A 23,443-nucleotide genomic window follows, 5' to 3' on the forward strand; every position below is an offset into this window, starting at 1 on the left:
ATGGAAGAGTCATTTCAGTAATTCCTCAGTTGTGGGTTTTTTCATAGATGGGTATAAGTGACGTCAGCTCGCCAACAGGCGGCTTAGGACGAACGGAAGGACGCAAGATGTCACTCACCCAGACGGTGGAGCGCACCGCTCTCTACAAGCTCATCGACTACGTGGACGAGGACCCCGAGGCCCGCATCCCCAAGATCATGGACGCCATCGACAAGTACACGCCGGCAAACGTCTTCCCCACCCAGCGCGCGGCGTTCAGGGCCGCCATCGACAGCCGCAGCAACTGGTACGAGCTCATCCTCAAGGCCTTCCACCTTAACCCCGAGGTGCGCCGCCGCCTGCTCAAGGCGCTTATCGTGGACGCCAACATTCTCGCCTGGCCCGAGCAGGAGAAGGCACGCGAGAAGTACCGCTGCAACATCCCCTGGGCAATCCTCCTGGACCCCACGAGCGCCTGCAACCTGCGCTGCACCGGCTGCTGGGCTGCCGAGTACGGCCATGCGCTCAACCTCTCCTTTGAGGACATCTGCTCGATCATCGACCAGGGCCGCGAGCTGGGCTGCCACATCTACATCTACACCGGCGGCGAGCCGCTCGTGCGCAAGGACGACCTCATCCGCATCTGCGAGAAGTACCCCGACTGCGTCTTTCTTTGCTTCACCAACGCCACCCTCATCGACGAGGCCTTCTGCCAGGACATGATTCGCGTTGCCAACTTTGTGCCCGCCATCAGCGCCGAGGGCAACGAGCACACCACCGACGCGCGCCGCGGTGACGGCACCTACGCCAAGATCGAGCGTGCGATGGACCTGCTGCGCGAGCACGAACTGCCCTTTGGCATCTCCGCGTGCTGGACGCGCGCCAACGCGGACGCCATCGCCACCGAGGAGAACATGGACTGGATGATCGAGAAGGGCGCGCTCTTCTGCTGGTACTTCCACTTCATGCCCGTGGGTCGCGCGGCGAGCGCCGAGCTCATGCCCACGCCCGAGCAGCGCGAGCGGATGTATCGCTTTGTGCGCGAGATGCGCGGGAAGAAGCCGCTCTTCACGATGGACTTCCAAAACGACGGCGAGTACGTGGGCGGCTGCATCGCCGGTGGCCGTCGCTACCTGCACATCAACGCCGCGGGCGACGTGGAGCCGTGCGTCTTCATCCACTACGCAAACGCCAACATCCACGAGGTCAGCCTGCTCGACGCGCTTCGCTCCCCGCTCTTCATGAAGTACTACGAGGGCCAGCCGTTCAACACCAACCACCTGCGACCGTGTCCCATGCTGGAGAACCCGGACGACCTGCCGCGCATGGTGGCGCAAACGGGCGCGCACTCCACGGACCTCGTGGAGAAGGAGTCGCCCGAAGAGCTTCGCGAGAAGACCGCGCCGGCCGCGGCGGCATGGGCGCCTGTGGCCGAGCGACTCTGGACGGACGAGGCCGACCCCGAGCACGCCAAGCGGACCAGCTGGCGCGAGGGCCAGGCCGAGACCGACGTCTCTCGCCTCGAGCGCCTCGGCCGCGACCTCACGACCCAGCCCGAGCCCGAGCTGTGATGATGACGGTTTCCCCTGTGATGACAGTTTCCCCTGTCACTTTTGTCATCTAGAGCTCAGCCAGCCATTCCAAGGCAAGGTCGAGCCAGCGGGCAAGGTGGGGCAGCGCGTCGCTTGCGTAGTGCGAGGTCTGCTCCGTGGCGAGCGAGAGGCCGTGACGGCCGGCGTGAAAGACGTGGCACTCGTGGTCGACGCCGTGAGCCGCGAGGGCCTCCGCCAGAAGGTAGGCGTTTCGGACGGGAACCGTCTCGTCAACGGACGTGTGCCAGAGGAAGGTGGGCGGCGTGACGCTGCTCACCAGCTCGTGCGCGCGACGAAGGGGCGAGCCCTCCGCGCAGATGCGCTCGGCGTAGGCGGGGTCGGGCGGCCATCCGGCCCCAAGGTCAACGACCGGGTAGCAGAGCACCTGCCAGGCGGCGCGCGCCTCCTCGGCACTCACGCCCGCGCGGGCGAGAAACCCGTCGTCTCGCGCAAGCGCCGTATACGTGGCGCACAGGTGCGCGCCCGCCGAGCAGCCGATGATCCCCAGGCGCGCCGCGTCCACGCGCCACCCGTCGGCGTGCGAGCGCACGAGCGCCAGCGCGCGGGCAAGGTCAATCTGTGGCGCGGGAAGAAGCGGCGTGGCTTCGGCGGGGTCGATTACCGTGTAATCCAGGACAAAGGCCTGGTACCCGCGGGCGAGAAGCGCAAGTGCGATCGGCTCTCCCTCGCGGTCGGAGCAAAACGCGTAGCCGCCGCCCGGACAGATCAGCGCGGCGGGCCTCCGACGCGCGGCCTGGTCCTCAATGTTGTCCTGCACGTAGGCCGTGAGCGTGGCAGCGCCGGTCCCGTAGCCGGAGCTGGGTAGCTCGATCTTCTCGACGCGCATGGCACCCTCCCGTTGTTGATGACAAAGGTGACAGGGCAGATGATGACAAAGGTGATGACAAAGGTGACAGGGCAGATTGTCACCATCAACAAGATGGTGACAATCTACCCTGTCACCTTTGTCATCACCTTTGTCATCACACCCCCGGCGGACCGTCGAGAAAAATTCCCCTTCTCGCTTGCACTGTGTATAGGTGAGTATATACTGTACTTATCGGGTATACACGGTATATCCGACGGGGAGGGGCGAAGACGTCCGCGCCTCCCCGGCCGCCGAGGGGGACGCCCCGGAGCGGCAAACCTCCCCGGGGACGCCCGGAGAGGCGAGAAGGAAGGACACCGACTTGGACATCATCATCTCGAACTCGAGCGGCAAGCCCATCTACGAGCAGATCACGGACCAGATCAAGGCCGCGATCGTCAAGGGCGAGCTCGCCGAGGGCGAGCAGCTCCCCAGCATCAGAGCCCTCGCCAACAGCCTGCGCGTGAGCGCCATCACCACCAAGCGCGCCTACGCGGACCTGGAGGCAACGGGGCTCATCGAGACGGTGCAGGGCAAGGGCAGCTTCGTCGCCGGCGGAAACGCCGACCTCATCCGCGAGGAGCAGATGAGGGAGGTCGAGGGGCTTCTCGCCAAGGCCGTCGAGCGCGGGCGGGCCTGCGGCCTCACCGACGCCGAGCTCACCGAGATGCTCGCCCTCGTACTGGAATGATGTGCAGGGGGCCATCCCCTTGCACGGGAAGGACGTCACCATGAGCGCACTCATCGAGGCGAAGGGCCTCACCAAGCACTACGAGGGGTTCTCCCTCGAAAACGTCAACCTCGCCGTGGAGGAGGGCGAGGTCGTGGGATTCATCGGCCAGAACGGCGCCGGCAAGTCCACCACCATCAAGGCCCTTCTCGGCCTCATCCGGCTCGACGGCGGCGAGGGCCAGATCCTCGGCACCCCGAGCGACGAGCTCTCCCGCGCCTCCGGCGCCGCCGTCAAGGAGCGCGTGGGCGTGGTCTTTGACACCGTCTCCCTCCCCGGCCACCTGCGCGTCTGTGACGTGGGCCGCATCTACCGGAGCGCCTACGCCTCTTGGGACGCGCACGCCTTCGACCGCCTCGCGCGCGAGCTCGACCTCGACCCCAAGAAGGCCGTGAAGGACCTCTCGCGCGGCATGGGCATGAAGCTCTCCCTGGCCTGCGCCCTCGCGCACGACCCGCAGGTCCTCATCCTCGACGAGGCCACTGCCGGCCTCGATCCGATGGCGCGCGACGAGGCGCTCGATCGCCTGCGCGACTTCGTGGCGCGCCCCGGCCGCGCGATCCTCATGAGCAGCCACATCACGAGCGACCTCGAGCGCATCGCCGACCGCATCGTCTGCATAGACGCCGGACACATCGTATTTGACCTGCCCAAGGACGTCATCACCGACGAGACGGGCATCGCGCGCTGCCGCGTAGCGGACTTCGAGCGCGTGGCCGCGAGCGGCGTCGTGCCCGAGCGCGAGCTGCGCTACCTGCGCCACGACTACGGCATCGACGTGCTCGTGCCCGACCGCTTTGCCTTTGCCGAGAACTTCCCCGAGATCCCTTGCGACCGCATGACCATCGACGACTACATGGCTCTCACCCTGAAGGGCGGTGTCCGATAATGAAGCGCGCCTACCTCATCGAGCTCACCATCTTCCGCGACTACGGCAAGCAGCTCCTGGCGCTCGGCTTTCTCGTTGCGGTGCTCGTGGGCTGCGGCATGCAGACCGTGCTCGCCGCCCCCTCGATCATCACCTGCATGTTCTTCATGATGGGCGCCATGGGCGCAGCCGCCTACGACGAGCAGAACGACTGGGGGCGCTTCCGCCTCACGATGCCGCTCTCCCGCCGCGACGTGGTGCTCGGCCGCTACGGCGCCATCGTGACGCTGGGCCTGGGCGGCATGGTGGTTGGCCTGCTCGCCGCGTTCGCAATCAGCGCCGTGGCCTCCGTCGTCGAGCTCCCCGGCGAGCTCTCGCAGGCGCTCACCCTGGACACGGGCACGCTCTCAGCAATGGCCTTCGCCACGACGTTCTGCCTGCTCATCGGCGTCGTTGTGGCCTCCGTCGTGACGCCGATCTACTTCCGCCTGGGCCAGACCAAGGCAACGCAGCTCCTGCCCACGATCATCGTCATGCTTTTCGTGCTGCCGGTGGTCTTCCTCGGCAACAGCGGGCTTCTCGACGGGGCGCTGCCGGGCGCCGAGCAGATCGCGGCGTTCCTCGCCTACATCGAGACCCCCGAGGGCCTGGCCGTGGGCTGCGCGGGTATGGTGGCGGCCGCCGTCGTTGTCCTCTGCACCTCCGCGGCACTCTCCCTCAGGCTCTACGAGACGCGCGAGCTCTAGAGCACAGGCACGGACGACAAGGGCGGGGCGCCGTGGGACCTTCCCCGCGGCGCCCCTCGCAAAAGATTGGAGACAGACATGCTGCGCGCCTACCTCGTTGACATGGCCGTCCTTCGGGACTACTCGCGAGCGCTGCTCGGTCTCGGGTTCTTCGTCGCCGTGTGCGTGAGTCTGGGCATGCGCACCACCGTGATGGTCCCGGGGCTCCTCACGATGATGTACCTCCTGCTCGGCGTGTCAGGGACGAACTCCTTCGACGACGCCAACGGCTGGGGGCGCCTTCGCCTCACGATGCCGCTCTCCCGCCGCGACGTGGTGCTCGCCCGCTACGGCGCCATCGTGACGTTCGGGCTCGGCGGCCTGGCCGCCGGGCTGGTGGCGGCACTCATCCTCGCGGCTATCGCGCTCGTCGTCCCGCTGCCGGGCGGGCTGTCCCCCGCCCTCGCGCTTTCCGGGGATGCCCTGCTGGGCATGCTCCTCTCCGCGGGGGCGCTCTTCGCCGTCGGGTCGCTCTGCGCGGCCGTGGAGACCCCGCTCTTCTTCCGCTTTGGCAACACCAGGGCGACACAGTACCTGCCGCTCGTGCCCCTCGTCGCGCTTCTCTGCCCCATCATCGTGCTGGGCGGGAGCGGCATGATCGACGAGAGCACGCTCACGGTCGAGGGCATCGCGGGGGCCCTGAGCCTCGTCTGGTCGCCCGCGGGCGCGGCGGCGTGCCTCGTCGGGCTGCTCGCGCTCTCGGCCGCCCTTCTCGGCCTCTCCGCCGCAATCTCGCTCAGGCTCTACGAGACACGCGAGCTCTAGGGGGAGGGCGCCATGGACCTCGACCTCACCACCCTCTTTGTGATCTTCCTGCTTCTCGTTGCCATCCCGCTGAGAAACGCGCGACGCCGGTACTGACGCCCCTGCCGCCCCGCGTGACACGGACGCCCGTGCCGCGCGGGGCGGCGTATCATGGAGGGACCATGGCACCGGGGGAAGGGAGTCCCGCCTCATGTCCTTCTCGCTCACTCGCAGGGGAGCGCTCGACCTTGCCGGCGCGCTTCTCGTACCGCTCACCCTCGCCGGCTGCTCGGGAGGGGGTGAGGCGCCCGACGCCGAGAAGGACGCCGTCGCCCGCGGGCTTGACGCCCTCGGCGAGGCCACGCCCGTCGAGCTCGCCCACGCCACGCAGTTCTCGCTGGACTCATACGACGGCGGCTACCGCCTCGCGACCCTCGCCAGCGGCGACCGCCTGCTCATCGTGCCCGAGAACGCCACCGCGCCCGAGGGCCTTCCCGACGAAGTGGCCGTGGTCCAGCAGCCGCTTGAAAACGTCTACCTGGTCTCCACCGGAATGATCTGCCTCGTGGACGCCATCGGGGCGCTCGGCGCAGTGGGCGTCTCATCCGTGCGCGCCGAGAACTCCCCCGCCCCCGCGTTCACCGAGCTCCTGGAGAGCGGCGAGATTGCCTACGGCGGAATCTACCGATCGCCGGACTACGAGCTCATCGCCGCCGCAGCCTGCCCGCTCGCCATCGAGAACACCAACATCGACCACGTGCCCGAGGTACGCGCCAAGCTCGAGGAGCTGGGCGTGGTCGTTCTCATGGAGCAGTCGAGCCGCGAGGAGGACATGCTCGGACGCCTGGAGTGGATCCGCCTCATGGGCACGGTCTTCGGGCGCGAGGACGAGGCGGCGGAGGTCTTCAAGGACGTCGCGGCGCGCGTTGAGGACGCCGCTGCCGAGGGGCCTCTCGGCAAGACCGTCACCTTCTTCTACATCAACGAGGACGGCGCCGCCGTGACGCGCCGCGCCGGTGACTACTTCGCCCAGATGATCGAGGCCGCGGGCGGCGAGTACGTGAGCTTTGCCGAGGAGGGCGCCGCCGACTCCTCCCCCACCACGGTCACGGTCGAGATGGAGGCCTTCTTCGCGGGCGCGCGCGACGCCGACGTCATCATCTACAACGGCACGATCGACGACGGCGTGACCAGCCTCGAGGCGCTCAGCGAGAAGAACTCGCTGCTCGCGGACTTCAAGGCCGTGCGCGAGGGCAACGTCTGGACCTGCGACGCCAACCTCTACCAGCAGATGACGAGCATGGCGGACATCATCGAGGACTTCCGCACGGCCTTCTCCGGCACCGGCGAGCCCACCACCTACATCTGGAAGCTGGGCTAGCGCGTGCGGGCGACGGGCGACAGGAATGGGCGGCCGCGGCGAGCGATTGCCTTCGACCTCGCCGTTCTTCTCGGCCTCGTCGCGCTCTTCGTGGCGAACCTGTGCCTCGGCAGCGTTGAGACCACGCCCGCGGAGGTGGCGCGCATCCTTGCCGCCGGGCCCGGGGACACCTCCACTGCGGCGCAGGTCATCTGGCAGATTCGTCTGCCGCGCGCCATCGAGGCGGTGCTCCTGGGAGGGGCGCTCTCGCTCTCCGGCTTTCTGCTGCAGACGTTCTTTGCCAACCCCATCGCCGACCCCTTTGTGCTGGGCGTCTCATCCGGGGCCAAGCTCGTGGTGGCCGTGATGATGATCGTGGTGCTGGGTGCCGGCCAGGTCATGAGCCCCGCGCTGTCCGTGGGCGCCGCGTTTGCGGGGTCGCTTCTCACCATGGGCTTTGTACTCGCCATCTCTCGGCGCGTGCGCTCGCAGAGCATGCTCATCGTGGCCGGCGTCATGGTGGGCTACATCTGCTCGGCCGTCACCAACTTTCTCGTGGCGTTTGCGGACGACCAGTCCATCGTCAACCTGGACAACTGGTCACGCGGGAGCTTCTCGGGTGCCACATGGTCTGACGTGGGAATTGTTGCCGTGGCCGTGGTTGGAATGGGCGCGGCGGTCTTTGCGCTCTCCAAGCCGCTCGGAGCCTATCAGCTTGGCGAGGCCCACGCTCAGAGCGTGGGCGTCAACGTGCGCACGCTGCGCATGCTGATCGTGCTCGTCTCAAGCCTGCTCTCGGCGTGCGTGGCGGCCTTTGCCGGGCCGGTATCGTTTGTGGGCATCGCGGCGCCGCATCTGGCCCGACGCGGCGTTGGGTCGTCGCGGCCGCTCCTCGTGACGCCCGCGTGCTTCCTCACGGGCGCGGTCTTCTGCTGCGGGTGCGACCTCATCGCGCGCACGCTCTTCTCGCCCGTTGAGCTCTCCGTGAGCGCCGTCACCGCCGTCTTTGGCGCGCCTATCGTGATCGCCCTCATGCTCCGCGGGAGGTCCGCACGATGACTGTCAATTGGGGACATGTTTTTTCTCTCAGAGATAATGGGACAGGTTTGCCACCGAGCCAGGACCAGGCGGGCCAAAACCTGTCCCAACTTTTCAGAGAGAAAAAACGCGTCCCGTTTTCGCTGGAGCTGCGGGGACTTGATGTGGGGCACGGGCGGCGGGCGCTCGTGCGAGACGTCTGCCTTGCCGTGCGACCGGGCCAGGTCGTGGCGCTCATCGGACCCAACGGATCCGGCAAGACCACGATCCTGCGCACCGTGGCGGGCCAGCTGCGCGCGCTCGGCGGCGTGGTGGAGCTCTTTGGGCGCGAGCTCGGGGATATCCCCGCCGCCGAGCGTGCCCGCACCATGTCCGTCATGCTCACCGGGCGCCCGGCAACCGAGCTTCTCACCTGCCGCGACGTGGTTGAGGCGGGCCGCTACCCCTTCACCGGCCGCCTGGGCGTCCTCGGCGAGAAGGACCATGAGGCCGTCACCGCCGCGATGGAGGCGACGGGCGTGCTCGACATCGCTGCGCGCGACTTTGCGCACGTGAGCGACGGTCAGCGGCAGCGCGTTCTTCTCGCCCGTGCGCTCTGCCAGGAGCCGCGCGTGTTGCTGCTCGATGAGCCCACCTCGTACCTGGACGTTCGCGCGCAGCTGGAGATGCTGCAGCTTCTGAGGCGCGAGGCGCGCGAGCGCGGCATCGCGGTGGTGGCGTCGCTGCACGAGATTGACCTCGCGCAGAAGGCCTCGGACCACGTGATCTGCATTCGCGACGGCCGCGTGGCGTTTCAGGGGCCGCCCGACGAGATATTCACCGCCGAGCGCGTGGCGGAGCTCTACGACCTTGCGCCCGGCAGCTACGAGCCGGCCTTTGGCAGCGTGGAGCTCGCGCGACCGGAGGGCGAGCCGAGGGTCTTTGTGATCGCGGGCGGCGGCTCTGGTGCGGCGTGCTTCCGGCGACTCGCCCGCGAGGGCGTGCCGTTTGCCACGGGCGTGCTGCACCGCCACGACGTCGACGGCCTGCTCGCCGCGCAGCTCGCGGCTCGCGTCATCTATGAGCGCGACTTCGAGCCCGTGAGCGAGCGTGCCGTGGAGGAGGCGCGCGAGGTCCTTCTCTCCTGCGAGCGCGTCATCTGCTGCGTGAGCGAGTTCGGCACCGTCAACGCCCGCAACGCCGAGCTTCTGCAATTTGGGGACGTGTTTTTTGATGCAGACAAAAAGGGACAGGCCTAGAACGCCCAATCCAAGGCGCCCGAGGCCTGTCCCAAAAACTCTGAGAGAAAAAACACGTCCCCTTTTAACAGGAGAGGTGCTGGGTCTGCTCGATCTCCATGATCTGGGCCACGCGGCGGGCGTGACGGCCGCCCTCAAACTCGGCGTCCATCCAGGCGTCCACGATCTGCTTGGCAACCTCGGGCCCCACGACGCGCGCGCCAAAGCAGATGATGTTGCTGTTGTTGTGGCGCTTCGAGAGCTCCGCCGAGTACGGCTCGGAGCACACGCACGCGCGAATGCCGTGCACCTTGTTGGCGGCCAGGCTGATGCCCACGCCCGTGCCGCAGATGAGAATGCCGCCGTCGACCTCGCCATCGGCCACGAGGCGCGCCACGCGATAGGCGCTCACGGCGTAGTCGAAGCTCTCCGGCGAGTTGGTCCCCACGTCAACGAGCTCAACGTCACCGCGCTCGTTGAGGTGCTCGATCACCTCGGCCTTGATGGCCAGGGCGGAGTGGTCGTTTCCAATCGCGAGCTTCATGTTTCCCCCTTGGACGGTCGCTGTTCCGGAGGGCCTGCCCTCCTCGCCTCCATTATGCGGCATCGCCGGCTCATGTCGAGTTCCCTTCATGCTTGGACTTCGTGACAGATTACCCTGTCACCTTTGTCAACCTTTGTCACCTACCGACACCGATGCCCCCGACGAGGAACGAGATTCCTCGCGTTGAGCCCTTGCCTGACACGGGCGTCTGTAGACGTTTTGGAGTAGCAAAACGTCCGGGAACCGCCCGCACCCCAAGTACGGGCAAGTTACGGACGGTTTGGGCGAGAAGAACGTCCGGCCGCCCCCCGTACTACTCCGCAAGGGTGTCGAGGGACTGCATCCAGGCGATGTAGACGCTCGGGTAGTGGCCGTAGAGCACCTGCACGGGGTTCACGTCGGCGAGAAGGTCGTGCACAAGCGAGACCACGCCACCAGCACTCGCCAGGTCGTCGGCCGTGGGAATCTCGCGCCCCAGGTCCTCCACCAGCTTGTCCACGTGCTCGCGGTCCTCGGGCACGTAGGGACACTCCACGCCCGTGTTGGCCTCGAAGACCTGGCACGCCTCCGCGTACTTCTCGGCAAATCCGTCGTCACCGTAGCCGGGAAGCCAGAGGTCGTGCCCGTAGCGCTCGTAACCCCAGGACGCCAGCGGCAGGCGCGGGACCATGTCGCTCGGGTTCATGATGTTGAAGATGTTGTCGTAGAGCGCGTCGTGCGCGGTGTCGAAGGTCGTGACCTCAGGCGTCGCAAAGGTGTAGCAGTAGATGCTCGAAAGCGGCGCCAGCACGCGCAGGCCCTGGGACATCTCGTCGGCGTACGCGGCGGCGATGTTGGCCGTGGCCGCCCCGCGAGAGTGGCCGGTGAAGAGCAGGCAGATGTCGTCCGTGCCACCAAGTCCCGCCTCCTCGGTGATGCGCGCCGCAAGCTCGTCCACGATCTCACGCGCGGCCTGGGCAAAGCCCTCGTGCGTGATCTCGTCCATGTCATAGGCGGCGGCGCTGCCCATGTTGAGGTCGCTCAGCCACTCGGATCCGTAGCTGCCGCGAATGGACACCAGAAAGAGGGTCTTCTCGGCACCGTCCGCGCTGGTCACGTGCTTGGTGGCAACCGAATAGGCAACCACGTCGTCCGTGCCAGCAATGAAGTCCACGATCTCGTCGAAGATCTCGCTGCGGTACTGGTAGGACGCCGTGGAGATCTCCTCAAAGCCCAGCGCTGCGAGTGCGGCCTCCATGTACGCCGGCGAGTTCGAGCCCGCCTGATAGTACGCGGACTCCGAGTTGGCCACGGCCGAGAGCACGGAGCACGTGGTGGCAAGCTCGTGGTTGTATGCGGTGGGGTCCTGGAAGAACCACTCGTCATCCCAGGCCACCTCAGTGGAGATGGTCTCCGCGCCGGTGGCCATGCTCGTGAAGTCAATGCGCGTGGTAAACGCACCCGTGCGCCCAGAGGACCCCTCGAGCTCCGCAAACTCGCTCGGCGGCTGGACCACGCCCTCGCCCAGCCGGCGCTGCTCGAGCCGGTGCCACACGCCAATAGCCAGCGCCACGCCGGCCACGATCACGACCGCCAGCAGGGCAAGAAGAACGCGCCGCCCCCAGTGCGGGCGCTTCTCGGCAGCCCCCTCCGTCACAGCTCATCATCCTCAAACGTGGCATCGGCAGCGCCCTCGAGGAACTCCTCGTCCACCTCGACGTTCGCCGCGCGCGCCGCACCGTCCACGCGCGCGGAGTCGTCCGGCGTGATGGTCATGGACTCAAATCGGTGCGCCATGTAATCGTTGTCGTAGCGCTCCGCGTAGAACTGCTCGACGGGCGTGGTCTGCGGGATGCCGGAGAGACGCTCAAACCAACAGTCCAGCGCCTCAAGCGTCATGACACCGTTCACCAGCATGAGGACGGCGCAGAGCGTGGTGAAGGAGTAGCGGATCTTCCAGGGGATGAGGTTGATGAGCTTGAGCATCCACGGCAGGCAGAGCTTGATCCACACAAAGCCGAGCACGCCCCACATGCACATGAAGAGGGCACTCGTGCGCCCGCCAAAGATCACGGCAATGGGGTCCGGGAAGAGGCCAAAGATCGTGGAGCCCGAGTAGTCCCATGCCACGGCGCCAAAGCCCATCTCCATGAACCAGGCCGTCGCCGCCTCAAAGAGGCCGCCGATCACAGCGGAGACCAGGAAGATGATCACCGGGTTGGCCTTGTAGAAGCGGTTGAGCGCCACCGTCATGAGCACGGCGCCAAAGCCGTAGATGGGCGAGAAGGGCCCAAAGAGCAGGCCGGCACGGTCCTGAATTTCTCCGGGGACCACCACCGCGAAGTGATAGACGGTCTCGATGATGAGGCCGAGGAAGCAGCAGATCACGAAGACCCAGAACAGGTTGAAGAAGTTGAGCTCAATGTAGCCCTTACCCTCGAGGTCGCGTCCGAGCATGCCCTCCTCGGCGGCCTCGCGGTCAACCATGTCCTGCATGCGCTTCTTGAGCGCGCGCTCCTGACGCAGCGACGGGTCCACGGTAACGGAGATCGCCACGAGGATGAGCAGCTGGATGGCATCGGAGATCAGTGTGGTGTCGATGCCCTGCAGCATGATCTTCAGCAGAATCTGAATGACCGAGGTGCCGATGAGCACGTGCGACCAGCGCACCGCGTTGCGCCGCTGGCTCTTGCGCAGCGAGTGGCCAAAGACGAGCAGGGCCATCGCGTTTCCTATGGTAACGAGGTAGCTGATGACGAGAAGGACCACGGGCAGCGTGGGGTCGGTGCCCACGATGATCATCGACGGGTCGGCCTGGAGCGCCCATGCCATGAGGGCGGCAAAGACGATGACCGCAAACGCGGTGAACACGCCGAGGACCGAACAGAGAATGCCAAAGAGGCGCATCACGAGCGGAATCTTGCGCTTCTCTGCGGGCTCGTTGCTAGTTGAGGGAGTGGGCGTAGCGTCTGGGATCATGGGGCTCCTTAAAGAGAGCGTCGATGGGCGTGGACCAGTTCAGTGTTACCTGAATGAGAGCAGGCTCAAAACAGGCTTTCCCCTCTCTCCGCCTCTTTCAATATCTAGTTGACTATCGAGGGAGGCAAGGAGCCTAAGCAACGAATACAGCTGGGTATACGCTCCCCAAGAGCAACATATGCCCCCCGCCTCCGCACAGCGCCCTACACTAATTGGTGTTTCTGCCCTCATCGAAAGGCGCGCATGAACATCCGACAACTCAAGTTCTTCTGCCTCGCGGCGAGCACCGGGACCTTCTCCGCAGCAGCCCAGAAGGAGGGGGTCACGGTACAGGCGGTCTCAAAGTCCATCCATGAGCTCGAGGAGGAGCTGGGCGGGCCGCTGTTTGCCCGCGCGGGAAAGGGAATGAGGCTGACCCCTCTCGGCGAGACGATCCTCGGGCCCGCACAAGAGGCCATGACGAGCTTTGAGCTCGTCGAGCGCGCGGCGCGCTCTTGGGACACTGCCGTCTGCGGGCGCAGCGACCTTCGCCTTGCACTGGTGACCCCACCCTTCTCGAAGCACGAGTTCATCTGCGGCGTAATCGCGCGTCTCATGACGCGCTCCCTCGGGATCAGCACGCAGCTCTCCATAAGCGTGGGAAGCAGGGCGTATGCCAACCTGATGGCAGGGGCGCTCGACGCGCTGTTCACCGTTGGCCGCCTGAGCGCCCCTCAGTGCTCGTGCGTGCAGATCGGCTCGGTCATGCCGGGGGTCTTTCTTGGCAGAAACCACCCGCTGCGCAAGAAGCCCATGCTCTCCTTTGCCGACCTCGAGCCCTATCCCGCGCTCTGGTCCGAGGAGGTTGATGGCTTCAACGACACCGTCCTCGTCACCTGCCGAAAGGCGGGGCTTGCGTCCCCCCTTGTACCCATCGACACAAACGAGGGGGTCGTTGACTTCCTGGAGAGTCAGAACGGCTTCATCATGGGCATCAACCTCAAGGCGCTGAGCATCAGGCCCTTTGCGATGATGCACGACGTGGACCCCGCAGACGCCCCCTCAATACCGGTGTGCCTCGTGACGCGCGCGGAGCAGCGACGAGCGGAGGTTGAGCGGCTGCGTCAGTTTACCAGCAGCGAGTTCTCCCTCATGAAGCGCCTGTTCAACGCCGACAAGACGATGTCCGGGTACTGAGTCGGGGCGGGGTTTGGTGGCAGGGGCAGCGAGCGGCAGGCCCGCCAGCATGACGAGGCCGAGCGCTCCTGCCAGTCGGGGCCTTCCCACCAAGCGAGAAACGGGAACAACACCTGTTGATGGACTTTAGTGAGACAATGGGGGAAACGTCTGTCCTGCGCGGAGGTTTCCTGCCATGACCAACATCGCAATCGTCACCGGGGCGTCATCCGGGCTGGGTGCCAAGATCGTGCAGCAGCTCGCCGAGGGCGCCTTCGGCCCGCTCGACCAGATCTGGTCCGTCTCGCGCCGTGCCGAGCGCACCTCCCCACGCGTGCGCCCCTTTGCGCTCGACCTCACGGATCCTGTCTCGTTTGACGTGCTTGAGCGGTCGCTTTCCGAGGCGCCCGGTGCGCGTGTGGCCCTTCTCGTCAACAACGCCGGCTTTGGGACGTTTGGCGACTTTGCGGACATGCCGGCGGCGGACAACGCCAACATGGTGCGCCTCCTCATGCTCGCGCCCGTGGAGCTCACGTATCGCACGCTGCCGTACATGGCCGCGGGCTCGCGCATCCTCAACGTGGCGAGCGTGGCCGCCTTCATGCCGCAGCCGGGCCTTGCCACGTACTCGGCGGCAAAGCGCTTTGTGCTGGACTTCTCGCGCGCGCTCGACGCCGAGCTTGGGAGCGTGGGCATCCACGTGACGGCACTCTGCCCCAAGTTCATGCGCACGGGCTTTCTTGACCACGCCGGGGCGGACGATGTGGCGGCGGACATGGCCGGTCTCACCGGATTTGAGGACGTGGAGCGCGTGGCTCGTCTCGCCCTCGGGGCGGCGCGAGAGGGACGCGCGCTCTGCATCCCGTCTGCGGACATGCGCGCGTTCTACGTTGCCGCAAAGCTGCTCCCCTACCCGCTCGTCCTCAACCTGGAGCGTGCGCTCATGAACCTCGGTGAAATGCGCGGCAGCAAGCGGGTACCCTAGAGGGGCAGGCGCGCCCCGGCGCATAACGAAAGGATGCACATGGACGTTCAGGCAATCATCGCACAGGTTTCCGCCGCCCTTGCGGAGGCTCCGGAGAAGGTCCAGGGCCTTCTCGCCGACCCCAAGGGCACCATCGAGGAGATCACCGGTCTCGAGCTTGGCGAGGGCGACCTCTCGCAGATCGTCGACGGCGTGAAGAGCGGCATCGCCGACGGCAGCCTCGACATCTCCAAGCTTGACCTCGGCAGCATCGACCTCGGCAGCATCGCCGGCAACCTGGGGGGCATGCTCGGAGGGCTGGGTGGCCTCTTTGGCAAGAGGAATTGACGTGCTCGCCCTACACCGAAAGGGGTCGTCATGAGCGATAGCCTCAAGAACGTCCGCGTGTTCACGCAGAGCGCCATCCGCCTGGAGGGAGCGCGCGGCACCGTCGTCTACTTCGACCCCTTTGCGCTTACGGAGGAGGAGGCCGTTCACGACGCGGACTACGTGCTCATCACGCATGCCCACTACGATCACTTCTCGCCCGAGGACTACGCCCGCGTGGCCGGCGAGAAGACCGTGGTCGTGGCGCCAGCGAGCATAGCCGGCGAGATTGCTGGGCTGGATGCGGCAGAGACCCACCTCATGGTTGCCGGCGAGAAGCTCGAGCTGCCGGGGCTTTGCGTGGAGGCCGTGCCTGCCTACAACGTGGAGCCCGAGCGCCTGGGCATGCACCCGCAGGAGAACGGCTGGCTCGGCTACGTGGTGACGCTCGACGGCGAGCCCACGCGCTACTACATCTCTGGCGACACGGACCAGAACCCCGACAACGAGGCCGTGCGCTGCGACGTGGCGCTCGTGCCGATCGGCGGCACCTACACCTGCGACCCGCGCCAGGCAGCAGCGTTTGTGAACGCGCTGCGCCCTGCCGCCGCGGTGCCCACCCACTACGGCAGCATCGTCGGCGCCTATGCCGACTTCGACGCCTTTGCCGCCGAGGTGGACCCCGCGATCGAGGTCGTAAAGAAGCTGGAGCGCTAGCCATGCTCGGCAAGCGAGAGACGCTTGCCCTGCTTGACCAGGATAATATCGCTTACGAGCTTTACGAGCACGAGGCGGTCTTCACTGTGGAGCAGGCGCATGCCGCGGGGATTCCCCATCAGGAGCTTGGCGCCAAGAACCTCTTTCTGCGCGACGACAAGCACCGCGCGTACTACCTCGTCTGCCTGCCGGACGAGAAGGACGTCTCGCTGCGAGAGATCCAGGAGCGTCTGGGCTCGCGCCGCCTCTCGTTTGCCAGCGAGAGAGACCTGGGAGAGATGCTCGGCCTCGTGCCGGGCTCCGTCACGCCCCTCGGTGCGTTGAACGATACCGAGGGGTGCGTGGAGGTCGTGATCGACCAGGAGCTCGTCGACGCCGGGCGCGTGACCGTGCACCCGTGCGACAACACCGCCACCGTGCTTCTCGCCACAAAGGACCTGATTGCGCTGCTGCGCGAGTACGGCCACACCGTACGCGTAGTCGACCTCTCCCCCTTTGCACGACGCAGGCTCACCGACGAGGACCTTCCCGCTCTCCTCGCCCTTTGCGAGAGCAACCCCGCGTACTACGAGCTCTACGGTGAACGGCCGACACTCGAGAACCTAGCCCAGGCGCTCCGCGAGCTCCCTCCCGGATGCCGCGCCGATCAGAAGGAGTTTCTCGGCTTCTTTGCGGAGGGGCTCGTTGCCGTCATGGACGTCATCCGCGGCTACCCCGATGAGCGAGCTGCCTACGTAGGATTTCTCATGGTCGACGGAACGTGGCATGGACGCGGGATTGGTTCCCAAGTCGTGCGGGATGAACTCCACCGGCTACGGACCAAGGGCTTCTCTCGCGTACGCCTGGCCTACATCCATGGCAACGAGCCGGCGCGAACGTTCTGGGCCAAACTCGGCTTTGAGCCTGCCGGAGCGCCCGTGAGCACGTCACACTACATCGCCATTCCCATGGAGCGCGAGCTCTAGCACCTTTTTCGGTTTTCTAGTTGGCGCCCGTCTACAAACAGGTAGACGGGCGCCTGGCGATTATTTCTCCTCTCGCTCCGCCCGAGCCTCCGCAATTGCGCGACGCGTGGGCTCGAGGGCGTCGGTCAGCTCCTCCTCGGTAGGCAGGCACGTGACGTAACTCGACGCAAAGAGCCCCTTGCCGTCGGCGAGCGCGGAGTACTTTGCCACCGTCCGATCGGAACTCGAGCAAAGGATGAGACCGATGGTCGGGTTGTCATCAGGGCCGGCGTACTTCTCGTTGAACAGGCGGACGTAGAAGTCCATCTGACCCACGTCCTTGGCGTTGAGCGGACGAGTCTTGAGCTCGATGAGCACGTAACACTTGAGCTTAATGTTGTAGAAGATAAGGTCGACGTAGTAGCTCGCCTGCTCGCCGTCGAGCCGATACTGTCGGCCCACGAAGGCAAAGCCGCGCCCCAGCTCCAGCATGAACTCCTGCAGCCGCGTCATGAGCGCCTGCTCGAGCTGGTGCTCGTCAAAGTCCGTACGACCGCCCAGGTCTAGGAAGTCCAAAACGTACGGGTCCTTGATGAAGTCGTCCGCAGCGGTCACCGGCTCGGAACGCTGAATCTCGGAGCGTATAAGCTCGCGCTTCTCGCCCTGCGAGGAAAGCAGACGCTCACGGTAGAACGTTGCAATCTGATGGTCGAGCTGGCGGACCGTCCAATGCTCCTCGGCGGCGGCATTCATGTAGAACTCGCGCTGCTCCTGGTTGGGAATACGCATCAACCTGCGGTAATGCGACCAGCTCAATTCTTGACACACTGTGTCAAGAATTGGAAAAGCTTGGTAGAACTTACGCATATTGGTGAGGTTGGTGTAGTCAAACCCCTTCCCGTACTCCGCCGTCAGCCTCTCGGCAAGATACCTCACCAGATGCTTCCCGTACTCCGCACGCTCGCCCGTCGCCCCCACGATCTGGCGCCCGATCTCCCAGTATGCCTCGACCATGGCGCTGTTGACGACACGCTCCACCTTGCCGCGCGCGGACTCCAACGTCTCGCGAACCGACACGTAGACCTGCTCGTCGTTCTTCTCGTCAAACTGCTTTATGGACTTCTCGGCCATAGCTAAACCCCCGTCTCACTCACGGCTTATTAACCTGCGCAGACTGTGAGCTCCGGACTTTGCGGGTGCCGGAAGATGGGCGTACCAACCCACCCGAGACAAACAAGTGTGACCAGTCCCCGTTACCCCTGATCACCTGCCGACACGTACCATTGGGGGCCTCCGTGCCGCTCTTGTCGCCCTCGTACCTTGCTGAGAGTATAGCACAGTTGGAAACGTTTGTTCGCTCGAATCCAATTTGATTTGGTGCGGCATAACTAACCCATCCAAGTTTGTATAACAGCCATATCCAGCATGAACAGACAGGGGCAGCCATGAAGACCATCGACAGCGCCGCGCTCGCCAAGATTCTCAACACGTGCATGCCATCGGAAGACATGGCTCGATTCCTTGCCGACAATCCCCCGTCACCGCACGTTCTCATCGAGCTTGTCCGCGACGCCCCTGTCCCACTGCTCACCAAGATCGAAGCCTTTGAGGCGCTCACCCCCTGCAGCCCGAGCGAGCCGGAAGACGCTCGCTCGGCCGTCTATCAACTAGCAGAGCACCGCCGCGCCTTCGAAGAGGCAACCACGATCAGCGACGACGAGTTCCTCTGCCTGCTCGACTGCTGCGAGCTCACCCCCGACGACGAGTGGGACGAGGACTTCTCTGGCGCGTTTGCCTCAATCGACGATGCTCTCGCCTGGATTGCCGCATACTACGACAAGCCGGACGACCTCGACCCCAGCATCCCCCACTGGTTCGTCCTCGAGAAGTGGCGCCAAGAGCGCGGCAACAACAGCAGGCGCACCTTCACCAACCCTTATACGTTCTACCTCATAGACGACGAGGTCTGCTACTTCGAGAAGAACCGCTTTGATGCCACCTGCCACCGCTGGCGACGCGAGCACGAACCGTTCAGTGACCTCAACCTTCGCACCCCGTACGCAGCAGGCGACGTCGTTGCCTTTCACTGCAGGCCCTTCACCGAAGAGTACGTCGCCGTTATCGTGGAGCCGGAACGAGAGGATGTCACGGACTGCTGCTGGCCCCAGGTTCTCTACCGCAACGCCAAGGGACACTTTGACCTTTGCGCCCTCAAGCACCTAGTCAGAGGTGAGGCCGCTCTCCACCGCTACTCTCCGCTCTACAACATCAGAAGGCTCGATGATCCGGCCAACGAAGCCAATGCCGATTCCGCGCTTCTCGAGGCTGCGGCCCTTCTCAACGGAAGCGCCGAGAAGGGCCGCGAGCTCTGGAACGCGCTCAACGACGTGCAGACGCAGGGAGGCGGCCGCATCAGCGACGAGGCACTGCGCCAGGCGCTCAGCTTCTGCAGCAGATCCGAATGAACTCCTGCTAGATAACCCCAATGTACTCCGTCTCCATCTCCGAGCGAAGCTTTTCTGCCCTGACCTCGGCAGCAACAAGGGCGGCGTTGTTAATCGCAAAGTCGAGGTCTATCTCGCCACGCGCCCACCGGGAGGCAACCTCAAGCAGGCGCAACTTGCCCTCAAGCGGCTCACGATAATACTCAAGATCCAGATAGTTGTGGCAGGCTCCAAAGGGGTCGTAGGCAAGAAAGGCCGGGTCCTCCGCAGTAAGCAGAGAGCCGGGCGTCAGCGACCAGCCCATCGCCGGCATGTACGAATCGTCCTTGGACCCCTCCGCGCGCCAGTTGGCAACGTACCTGTCGATCTTCTCGGCACGCTCCGCGCTGAGCACGTGGCCATGCTCGGCAAGCGTCGCGGAGTCCCAGAACTTCAGGTAGTCGAACACAAACGGCCGCGGGTCGCGCGCCGTGCGGTCGATAACGATGTCCCCGCGCTTGAACGGGATGGGGAGCTCGAGAAACGCACAGCATAGGTGCATGTCGACGTCATCGTAATCGGAGGGGTCGTGGTTGGCCCACGTGACGTCTAGCACGCGAAACCGCTCGTCAAGGGTGACATATCCCGAATCCCCTCCGTCAATTGCGCGCTTCGCGATGCAATAGCGATCAAATTCTGGCGCCCCCTCGAGATCATGACGCAGGCTGTCAACGCACTTGTCAAAACTCGAGAATGGGTCAGGCATCTCCTGAATCCAAAGCGAGTGCTCGTCCCTCCCATATCGAATAGCCGTCTCAGGGGTGAACCGAAATTCATGCGGCATGTAGACGCAACCCTCGCCGTCCATGAACTTCCTCAGCATGAGCTTCATGGTGAAGATGTACTCCCTCAGAAACTGATGCTCGCTCTTGTAGTCCCTTTTGAAGTAGGGATCCAATGCGGAGTGGCACACCGGACAGTCAGGCATCGTGTCCACGATCTCCTGCCAGGCCACAAGCTTCTCGTCGAGGGTCGCCGTATCCGAGAGATAGACGATGTATGCCGCCTCGGCAGCGGTGAACTCGTGCTTCTCGCCACGCAGGTAATCGGCGACGTCACGCGAGTTGAAGAACGAATAGATGTCCATGGGGCTCCTTCCCTCACACCTTGCTTGCGCCCAGCCTATCGCCGGACATGGGTCGAAATTGACGCACACAGCGCTCTATCCTGCAGGCTAAGTGCAGGCATCGAAGGAAAGCGAGAAGGACATGTGCGATGAGAAGCAGACGCCGGACCAGCACACGGAAGACAACGAGGACCACGACATCACCCTCAGTGTCCTCGTCCTGATGCCCGGCCGCTACGAAGAAGAGGCGGATAGGCATGGCTGGTGGAACTACTGGCGCTTGATGGTCGACTCCCTGCGCCGCGGTGGCTTTGACTCCTCGCTCTTTGAGGACATGGCCCTCTTTGCCATCGATGAGCTCATCGAACACGCACAAGAGGAGAGCCTCCCCAAGAGGAGCGCCCATCTCGTGGCCGTGATGAGGGAGTTTGCCGACGCCCCGCTCGACGAGTTCTCCGAAAGGGTCGCCGAGTACATCCGCGCCGCGCAGCTCCTCACGGAGGCAATCTGCATGCAGGCCGTCACGAACTGGGTTCCGGTTGACGGCGAGATCTCCGACAAGAAGATCGTTGTGCTCGACCAGGACAACAACGAGGTCATGATTGACCTCTACGACCCTGACGATATGCTCATGCCGCTGCTCCCCGCCGACTGGAGCCTCGACTGAAGCCGCAAAGGGCGCTCCCTTGTCGTTCTTTGACTTCCCCAACAAGCAGGAATCCAGCGCGAGAAACGGAGCAACGATGCTGGCAATCACGGGAAAGTTCGCCACCGCCGCGTGCTACGCCACTCAAATCGAGGACGCTGCCATTGAACAGGTCCGAACGTTATGTGACCAGGAATTTGCCCTTGGCTCTCACATCGCCATCATGCCGGACGCGCACCCTGGAATCGGATGCACCATCGGCACGACCATGACCATCATTGACAAAGCCGTACCTAACCTCGTGGGCGTAGACATCGGCTGCGGCATGTACACGGTGAGCCTGGGACACCAAGATCTTGACCTGCCGCGCATTGACGAAGCGTGTCACTATGTGCCCTCAGGCTGGAAGATCTGGGACGGGCGTCAGGAACGCTTTCCCCTCACCGTCCTGCGGTGCTATCGCTCACTAAAGGACACGAAGCGTCTCGAGCGGAGCCTCGGCACCCTCGGAGGCGGCAACCACTTTATTGAAATCGACCGCGCGAGCAGCGGCGAGCAGTACCTCGTGGTTCACTCCGGTAGCCGTAACCTCGGAACGCAGGTCGCTACCCATTACCAGAGCATCGCCATCGATCTCAATCGAGGCAAAGGCCAGCTCTTCAAACAGCGCGACGACCTCATTGCGCGCTACAAGGCCGAAGGACGCCGCGATGAGATAAAGCCTGCCCTCAAGGAACTGTACGGCACGTTCGAGGCAAAGCCCCTCACCGTCCCAGAAGAGCTCTGCTGGCTCTATGACGAGTGGCTGAATGACTACCTGCACGACATGGAGCTCTGCCAGCAGTTCGCCCGCCGCAATCGCGAGCTCATCGCTCAAGTGGTGCTGGAGCGGTCTGGCATCACGCCAGGTGAGTCGTTCCACACCACTCACAACTACATCGATACGTCCGAGCGCATCCTTCGCAAGGGCGCCATCGCCGCACACAAGGGTGAGCGAGTGCTGATTCCCATCAACATGCGCGATGGCAGCATCATCGCCACAGGGCGCGGCAACCCCAACTGGAACTGGTCAGCGCCACATGGCGCAGGTCGTCTTCTTTCCCGAACCGAGGCCCGGCAGCGCCTGAGCATGGAAGACTTCAAGGCGTCGATGGAGGGCATCTACACAACGTCCGTCCGCGAGGAAACGCTCGACGAGGCGCCCATGGCATATAAGTCAATTGACGACATCATCGGCCCAATCGCAGAATCGGTAGACATAGAAGCGGTAATTAAGCCCATATACAACTTTAAGGCATAGTGGTCCGACAGCGATGCCATCAGCGATCACTCCTTGTCATGGGACAGATATAATGCGACGTAACGAACTCCCCGTAGAGAGGTTGCGCCGCATGAACCCAAAGCAGCCAAAGAAGATGCTCATCATGGACATCCTCGAAATCTTGCGGAAGTACTCGGACACTGAGCACCGACTCAGCCAGAAGGACATCATCGACCTGCTGGAGAGCAAGTTCGGCATGAAGGCGGACCGCAAGGCCGTTGCCCGCAACATCGCCGACCTCATCGACGAGGGCTACGCGATTGGCTATCGCGAGGTTCCGCGCATAACGCGCGACCCCAAGACCGGCGAGGAGCGCTCGGCAAACATCGTCACCGACTACTACCTCGAGCGCGACTTCACGGACGCCGAGCTGCGCCTACTCATCGACGGCCTGCTGTTCTCCCGCCACATCTCGCCCTCGCAGCGCAAGGACCTGATCGGCAAGCTCGAGGACCTCTCAAGCGTGTACTTTAAGTCGCACATGACGCACGTGAACGCCATGCCCAAGGACCGCACGGACAACAAGCAGCTCTTCTACACCATCGAGCTGCTCGACGAGGCCATCAGCCACAAGCGGAAGGTCTCCTTCAAGTATCTCTCCATCGGCACGGACAAGAAGGCGCACCCGCGCTGCCGCCCCGACGGAACCGAGCGCGTCTACGTGTGCACGCCCTACCAGATGGCCGTCAACGAGGGAAAGTACTACCTCATCTGCAACTACGACAAGTACGACGACATCACCAACTACCGGATTGACCGCATCATGGACCTGGAGATACTTGACGAGCGGGGCAAGCCGTTCAGCTCTCTTGGCAAGGCTGGCGACAAGAACCTCGATCTTGGCAAGTACATGCGCGAGCACATCCACATGTACGCCGGCGGCACCGCACGCGTGACGTTTAGGATCGTGCGGCGCATGGCGGGCGACATCGTCGACATCTTTGGCGACGACGTGCGCTTCTTCAACGAGACGGACAATCACGTGGATGTCGAGGCCTACGTGAACGAGAGCGCCATGGTCCGCTTTGGCCGCAGCAACGCCCCAGACGTGGTGGTGCTATCGCCGCAGCATCTGGCGAACGAGATCGGCCGGCAGCTGCATGCGGCTGCGGAGGTGTATGAGTAGCAATTCAACCA

23 protein-coding genes are annotated in these 23,443 nt (G+C 64.3%); 17 read left to right on the plus strand and 6 right to left on the minus strand.

The genetic code is table 11. From position 1 onward, the window contains the following. Window positions 1-107: 107 nt before the first annotated feature. On the plus strand, window positions 108-1,550 hold the full coding sequence (locus QUW25_RS00575) for a radical SAM protein (protein WP_289510290.1): 1,443 nt from the start codon (window positions 108-110) through the stop codon (window positions 1,548-1,550). Between the two features lie 49 nt (window positions 1,551-1,599). Here the strand turns inward: QUW25_RS00575 and QUW25_RS00580 are convergent, their stop codons facing one another. Continuing rightward, a complete protein-coding gene (locus tag QUW25_RS00580) occupies window positions 1,600-2,418 on the minus strand; it encodes an alpha/beta hydrolase (RefSeq protein ID WP_289510291.1) in 819 nt (272 codons plus the stop codon). 343 nt (window positions 2,419-2,761) lie between these two features. On the opposite strand from QUW25_RS00580, the gene QUW25_RS00585 reads away from it, so the two are divergent. From QUW25_RS00585 to QUW25_RS00615, 7 genes are all read left to right on the plus strand, one after another. Then, window positions 2,762-3,130: a GntR family transcriptional regulator gene (locus QUW25_RS00585; RefSeq protein WP_289510233.1), complete on the plus strand. Its 369-nt coding sequence runs from the start codon at window positions 2,762-2,764 to the stop codon at window positions 3,128-3,130. A 40-nt stretch (window positions 3,131-3,170) separates the two neighbouring features. After that, window positions 3,171-4,058, plus strand: coding sequence for an ABC transporter ATP-binding protein (locus tag QUW25_RS00590; RefSeq protein ID WP_289510292.1), 888 nt, complete (start codon window positions 3,171-3,173; stop codon window positions 4,056-4,058). Beyond that, window positions 4,058-4,783 (plus strand): ABC-2 transporter permease, encoded by a 726-nt coding sequence (locus QUW25_RS00595; protein ID WP_289510293.1) that lies wholly within the window; start codon window positions 4,058-4,060, stop codon window positions 4,781-4,783. Before QUW25_RS00590 ends, QUW25_RS00595 begins: the two co-directional genes overlap by 1 nt. Window positions 4,784-4,861: 78 nt before the next feature. Then, complete coding sequence (locus QUW25_RS00600) at window positions 4,862-5,587, plus strand: ABC-2 transporter permease (protein ID WP_289510294.1); 726 nt, start codon at window positions 4,862-4,864, stop codon at window positions 5,585-5,587. A 190-nt stretch (window positions 5,588-5,777) separates the two neighbouring features. Continuing rightward, entirely contained in the window at window positions 5,778-6,947 is a 1,170-nt protein-coding gene (locus QUW25_RS00605; protein WP_289510295.1) for an ABC transporter substrate-binding protein, read from the plus strand. A gap of 3 nt (window positions 6,948-6,950) precedes the next feature. Next, window positions 6,951-7,985 (plus strand): FecCD family ABC transporter permease, encoded by a 1,035-nt coding sequence (locus QUW25_RS00610; protein WP_289510296.1) that lies wholly within the window; start codon window positions 6,951-6,953, stop codon window positions 7,983-7,985. Window positions 7,986-8,128: 143 nt separating this feature from the next. Then, entirely contained in the window at window positions 8,129-9,202 is a 1,074-nt protein-coding gene (locus QUW25_RS00615) for an ABC transporter ATP-binding protein (RefSeq protein WP_289510297.1), read from the plus strand. Between the two features lie 64 nt (window positions 9,203-9,266). Here the strand turns inward: QUW25_RS00615 and rpiB are convergent, their stop codons facing one another. The 3 genes from rpiB to QUW25_RS00630 form a co-directional block, all read right to left on the minus strand. Then, on the minus strand, window positions 9,267-9,725 hold the full coding sequence (gene rpiB / locus QUW25_RS00620) for a ribose 5-phosphate isomerase B (protein WP_289510298.1): 459 nt from the start codon (window positions 9,723-9,725) through the stop codon (window positions 9,267-9,269). A gap of 313 nt (window positions 9,726-10,038) precedes the next feature. Next, window positions 10,039-11,361, minus strand: coding sequence for a lipase family protein (locus QUW25_RS00625; RefSeq protein ID WP_289510299.1), 1,323 nt, complete (start codon window positions 11,359-11,361; stop codon window positions 10,039-10,041). Beyond that, window positions 11,358-12,683 carry a putative ABC transporter permease gene (locus tag QUW25_RS00630; protein WP_289510300.1) on the minus strand — a complete coding sequence of 442 codons (1,326 nt, stop codon included), beginning with the start codon at window positions 12,681-12,683 and terminating at the stop codon, window positions 11,358-11,360. The genes QUW25_RS00625 and QUW25_RS00630 overlap by 4 nt, the downstream gene beginning before the upstream one ends. A gap of 243 nt (window positions 12,684-12,926) precedes the next feature. Between QUW25_RS00630 and QUW25_RS00635 the strand changes: the two genes are divergently transcribed. The 5 genes from QUW25_RS00635 (at window position 12,927) to QUW25_RS00655 (ending at window position 16,811) form a co-directional block, all read left to right on the plus strand. Continuing rightward, a complete protein-coding gene (locus QUW25_RS00635; RefSeq protein WP_289510301.1) occupies window positions 12,927-13,859 on the plus strand; it encodes a LysR family transcriptional regulator in 933 nt (310 codons plus the stop codon). Between the two features lie 175 nt (window positions 13,860-14,034). Next, window positions 14,035-14,823 carry an SDR family NAD(P)-dependent oxidoreductase gene (locus tag QUW25_RS00640; RefSeq protein ID WP_289510302.1) on the plus strand — a complete coding sequence of 263 codons (789 nt, stop codon included), beginning with the start codon at window positions 14,035-14,037 and terminating at the stop codon, window positions 14,821-14,823. A 39-nt stretch (window positions 14,824-14,862) separates the two neighbouring features. Continuing rightward, complete coding sequence (locus QUW25_RS00645) at window positions 14,863-15,150, plus strand: hypothetical protein (RefSeq protein ID WP_289510303.1); 288 nt, start codon at window positions 14,863-14,865, stop codon at window positions 15,148-15,150. 30 nt (window positions 15,151-15,180) lie between these two features. Beyond that, the gene (locus tag QUW25_RS00650; protein ID WP_289510304.1) at window positions 15,181-15,846 is read left to right on the plus strand and encodes an MBL fold metallo-hydrolase; all 666 of its coding nucleotides are present in this window, start codon (window positions 15,181-15,183) and stop codon (window positions 15,844-15,846) included. A 2-nt stretch (window positions 15,847-15,848) separates the two neighbouring features. Then, on the plus strand, window positions 15,849-16,811 hold the full coding sequence (locus QUW25_RS00655) for a GNAT family N-acetyltransferase (protein WP_289510305.1): 963 nt from the start codon (window positions 15,849-15,851) through the stop codon (window positions 16,809-16,811). 60 nt (window positions 16,812-16,871) lie between these two features. Here the strand turns inward: QUW25_RS00655 and QUW25_RS00660 are convergent, their stop codons facing one another. Further along, window positions 16,872-17,921 carry a PDDEXK nuclease domain-containing protein gene (locus QUW25_RS00660; protein WP_289510306.1) on the minus strand — a complete coding sequence of 350 codons (1,050 nt, stop codon included), beginning with the start codon at window positions 17,919-17,921 and terminating at the stop codon, window positions 16,872-16,874. Window positions 17,922-18,235: 314 nt separating this feature from the next. Between QUW25_RS00660 and QUW25_RS00665 the strand changes: the two genes are divergently transcribed. Continuing rightward, the gene (locus QUW25_RS00665; protein WP_289510307.1) at window positions 18,236-19,255 is read left to right on the plus strand and encodes a hypothetical protein; all 1,020 of its coding nucleotides are present in this window, start codon (window positions 18,236-18,238) and stop codon (window positions 19,253-19,255) included. A 7-nt stretch (window positions 19,256-19,262) separates the two neighbouring features. Here QUW25_RS00665 and QUW25_RS00670 read toward each other — a convergent pair whose 3' ends face one another. Next, complete coding sequence (locus QUW25_RS00670; protein WP_289510308.1) at window positions 19,263-20,360, minus strand: hypothetical protein; 1,098 nt, start codon at window positions 20,358-20,360, stop codon at window positions 19,263-19,265. A gap of 121 nt (window positions 20,361-20,481) precedes the next feature. Between QUW25_RS00670 and QUW25_RS00675 the strand changes: the two genes are divergently transcribed. The 3 genes from QUW25_RS00675 to QUW25_RS00685 all read left to right on the plus strand — a co-directional run bounded on the left by QUW25_RS00675 (window position 20,482) and on the right by QUW25_RS00685 (window position 23,432). Then, the gene (locus QUW25_RS00675) at window positions 20,482-21,006 is read left to right on the plus strand and encodes a hypothetical protein (protein ID WP_289510309.1); all 525 of its coding nucleotides are present in this window, start codon (window positions 20,482-20,484) and stop codon (window positions 21,004-21,006) included. 19 nt (window positions 21,007-21,025) lie between these two features. Next, entirely contained in the window at window positions 21,026-22,285 is a 1,260-nt protein-coding gene (locus QUW25_RS00680; RefSeq protein ID WP_289510310.1) for an RtcB family protein, read from the plus strand. Window positions 22,286-22,409: 124 nt separating this feature from the next. Next, window positions 22,410-23,432 (plus strand): helix-turn-helix transcriptional regulator, encoded by a 1,023-nt coding sequence (locus QUW25_RS00685; protein WP_289510311.1) that lies wholly within the window; start codon window positions 22,410-22,412, stop codon window positions 23,430-23,432. The last annotated feature ends 11 nt before the right edge of the window (window positions 23,433-23,443 follow it).

It is taken from the genome of Thermophilibacter provencensis (assembly GCF_030372065.1).
Lineage (GTDB): Bacteria > Actinomycetota > Coriobacteriia > Coriobacteriales > Atopobiaceae > Thermophilibacter > Thermophilibacter provencensis_A.

Bases quoted from the DNA above. Each gene is read 5' to 3' on its own strand.
- QUW25_RS00575 (WP_289510290.1), top strand. From the start codon at position 108: ATGTCACTCACCCAGACGGTGGAGCGCACCGCTCTCTACAAGCTCATC.
- QUW25_RS00580 (WP_289510291.1), bottom strand. From the start codon at position 2,418: ATGCGCGTCGAGAAGATCGAGCTACCCAGCTCCGGCTACGGGACCGGC.
- QUW25_RS00590 (WP_289510292.1), top strand. From the start codon at position 3,171: ATGAGCGCACTCATCGAGGCGAAGGGCCTCACCAAGCACTACGAGGGG.
- QUW25_RS00595 (WP_289510293.1), top strand. From the start codon at position 4,058: ATGAAGCGCGCCTACCTCATCGAGCTCACCATCTTCCGCGACTACGGC.
- QUW25_RS00600 (WP_289510294.1), top strand. From the start codon at position 4,862: ATGCTGCGCGCCTACCTCGTTGACATGGCCGTCCTTCGGGACTACTCG.
- QUW25_RS00605 (WP_289510295.1), top strand. From the start codon at position 5,778: ATGTCCTTCTCGCTCACTCGCAGGGGAGCGCTCGACCTTGCCGGCGCG.
- rpiB (WP_289510298.1), bottom strand. From the start codon at position 9,725: ATGAAGCTCGCGATTGGAAACGACCACTCCGCCCTGGCCATCAAGGCC.
- QUW25_RS00630 (WP_289510300.1), bottom strand. From the start codon at position 12,683: ATGATCCCAGACGCTACGCCCACTCCCTCAACTAGCAACGAGCCCGCA.
- QUW25_RS00635 (WP_289510301.1), top strand. From the start codon at position 12,927: ATGAACATCCGACAACTCAAGTTCTTCTGCCTCGCGGCGAGCACCGGG.
- QUW25_RS00640 (WP_289510302.1), top strand. From the start codon at position 14,035: ATGACCAACATCGCAATCGTCACCGGGGCGTCATCCGGGCTGGGTGCC.
- QUW25_RS00645 (WP_289510303.1), top strand. From the start codon at position 14,863: ATGGACGTTCAGGCAATCATCGCACAGGTTTCCGCCGCCCTTGCGGAG.
- QUW25_RS00650 (WP_289510304.1), top strand. From the start codon at position 15,181: ATGAGCGATAGCCTCAAGAACGTCCGCGTGTTCACGCAGAGCGCCATC.
- QUW25_RS00655 (WP_289510305.1), top strand. From the start codon at position 15,849: ATGCTCGGCAAGCGAGAGACGCTTGCCCTGCTTGACCAGGATAATATC.
- QUW25_RS00660 (WP_289510306.1), bottom strand. From the start codon at position 17,921: ATGGCCGAGAAGTCCATAAAGCAGTTTGACGAGAAGAACGACGAGCAG.
- QUW25_RS00665 (WP_289510307.1), top strand. From the start codon at position 18,236: ATGAAGACCATCGACAGCGCCGCGCTCGCCAAGATTCTCAACACGTGC.
- QUW25_RS00670 (WP_289510308.1), bottom strand. From the start codon at position 20,360: ATGGACATCTATTCGTTCTTCAACTCGCGTGACGTCGCCGATTACCTG.
- QUW25_RS00675 (WP_289510309.1), top strand. From the start codon at position 20,482: ATGTGCGATGAGAAGCAGACGCCGGACCAGCACACGGAAGACAACGAG.
- QUW25_RS00685 (WP_289510311.1), top strand. From the start codon at position 22,410: ATGGACATCCTCGAAATCTTGCGGAAGTACTCGGACACTGAGCACCGA.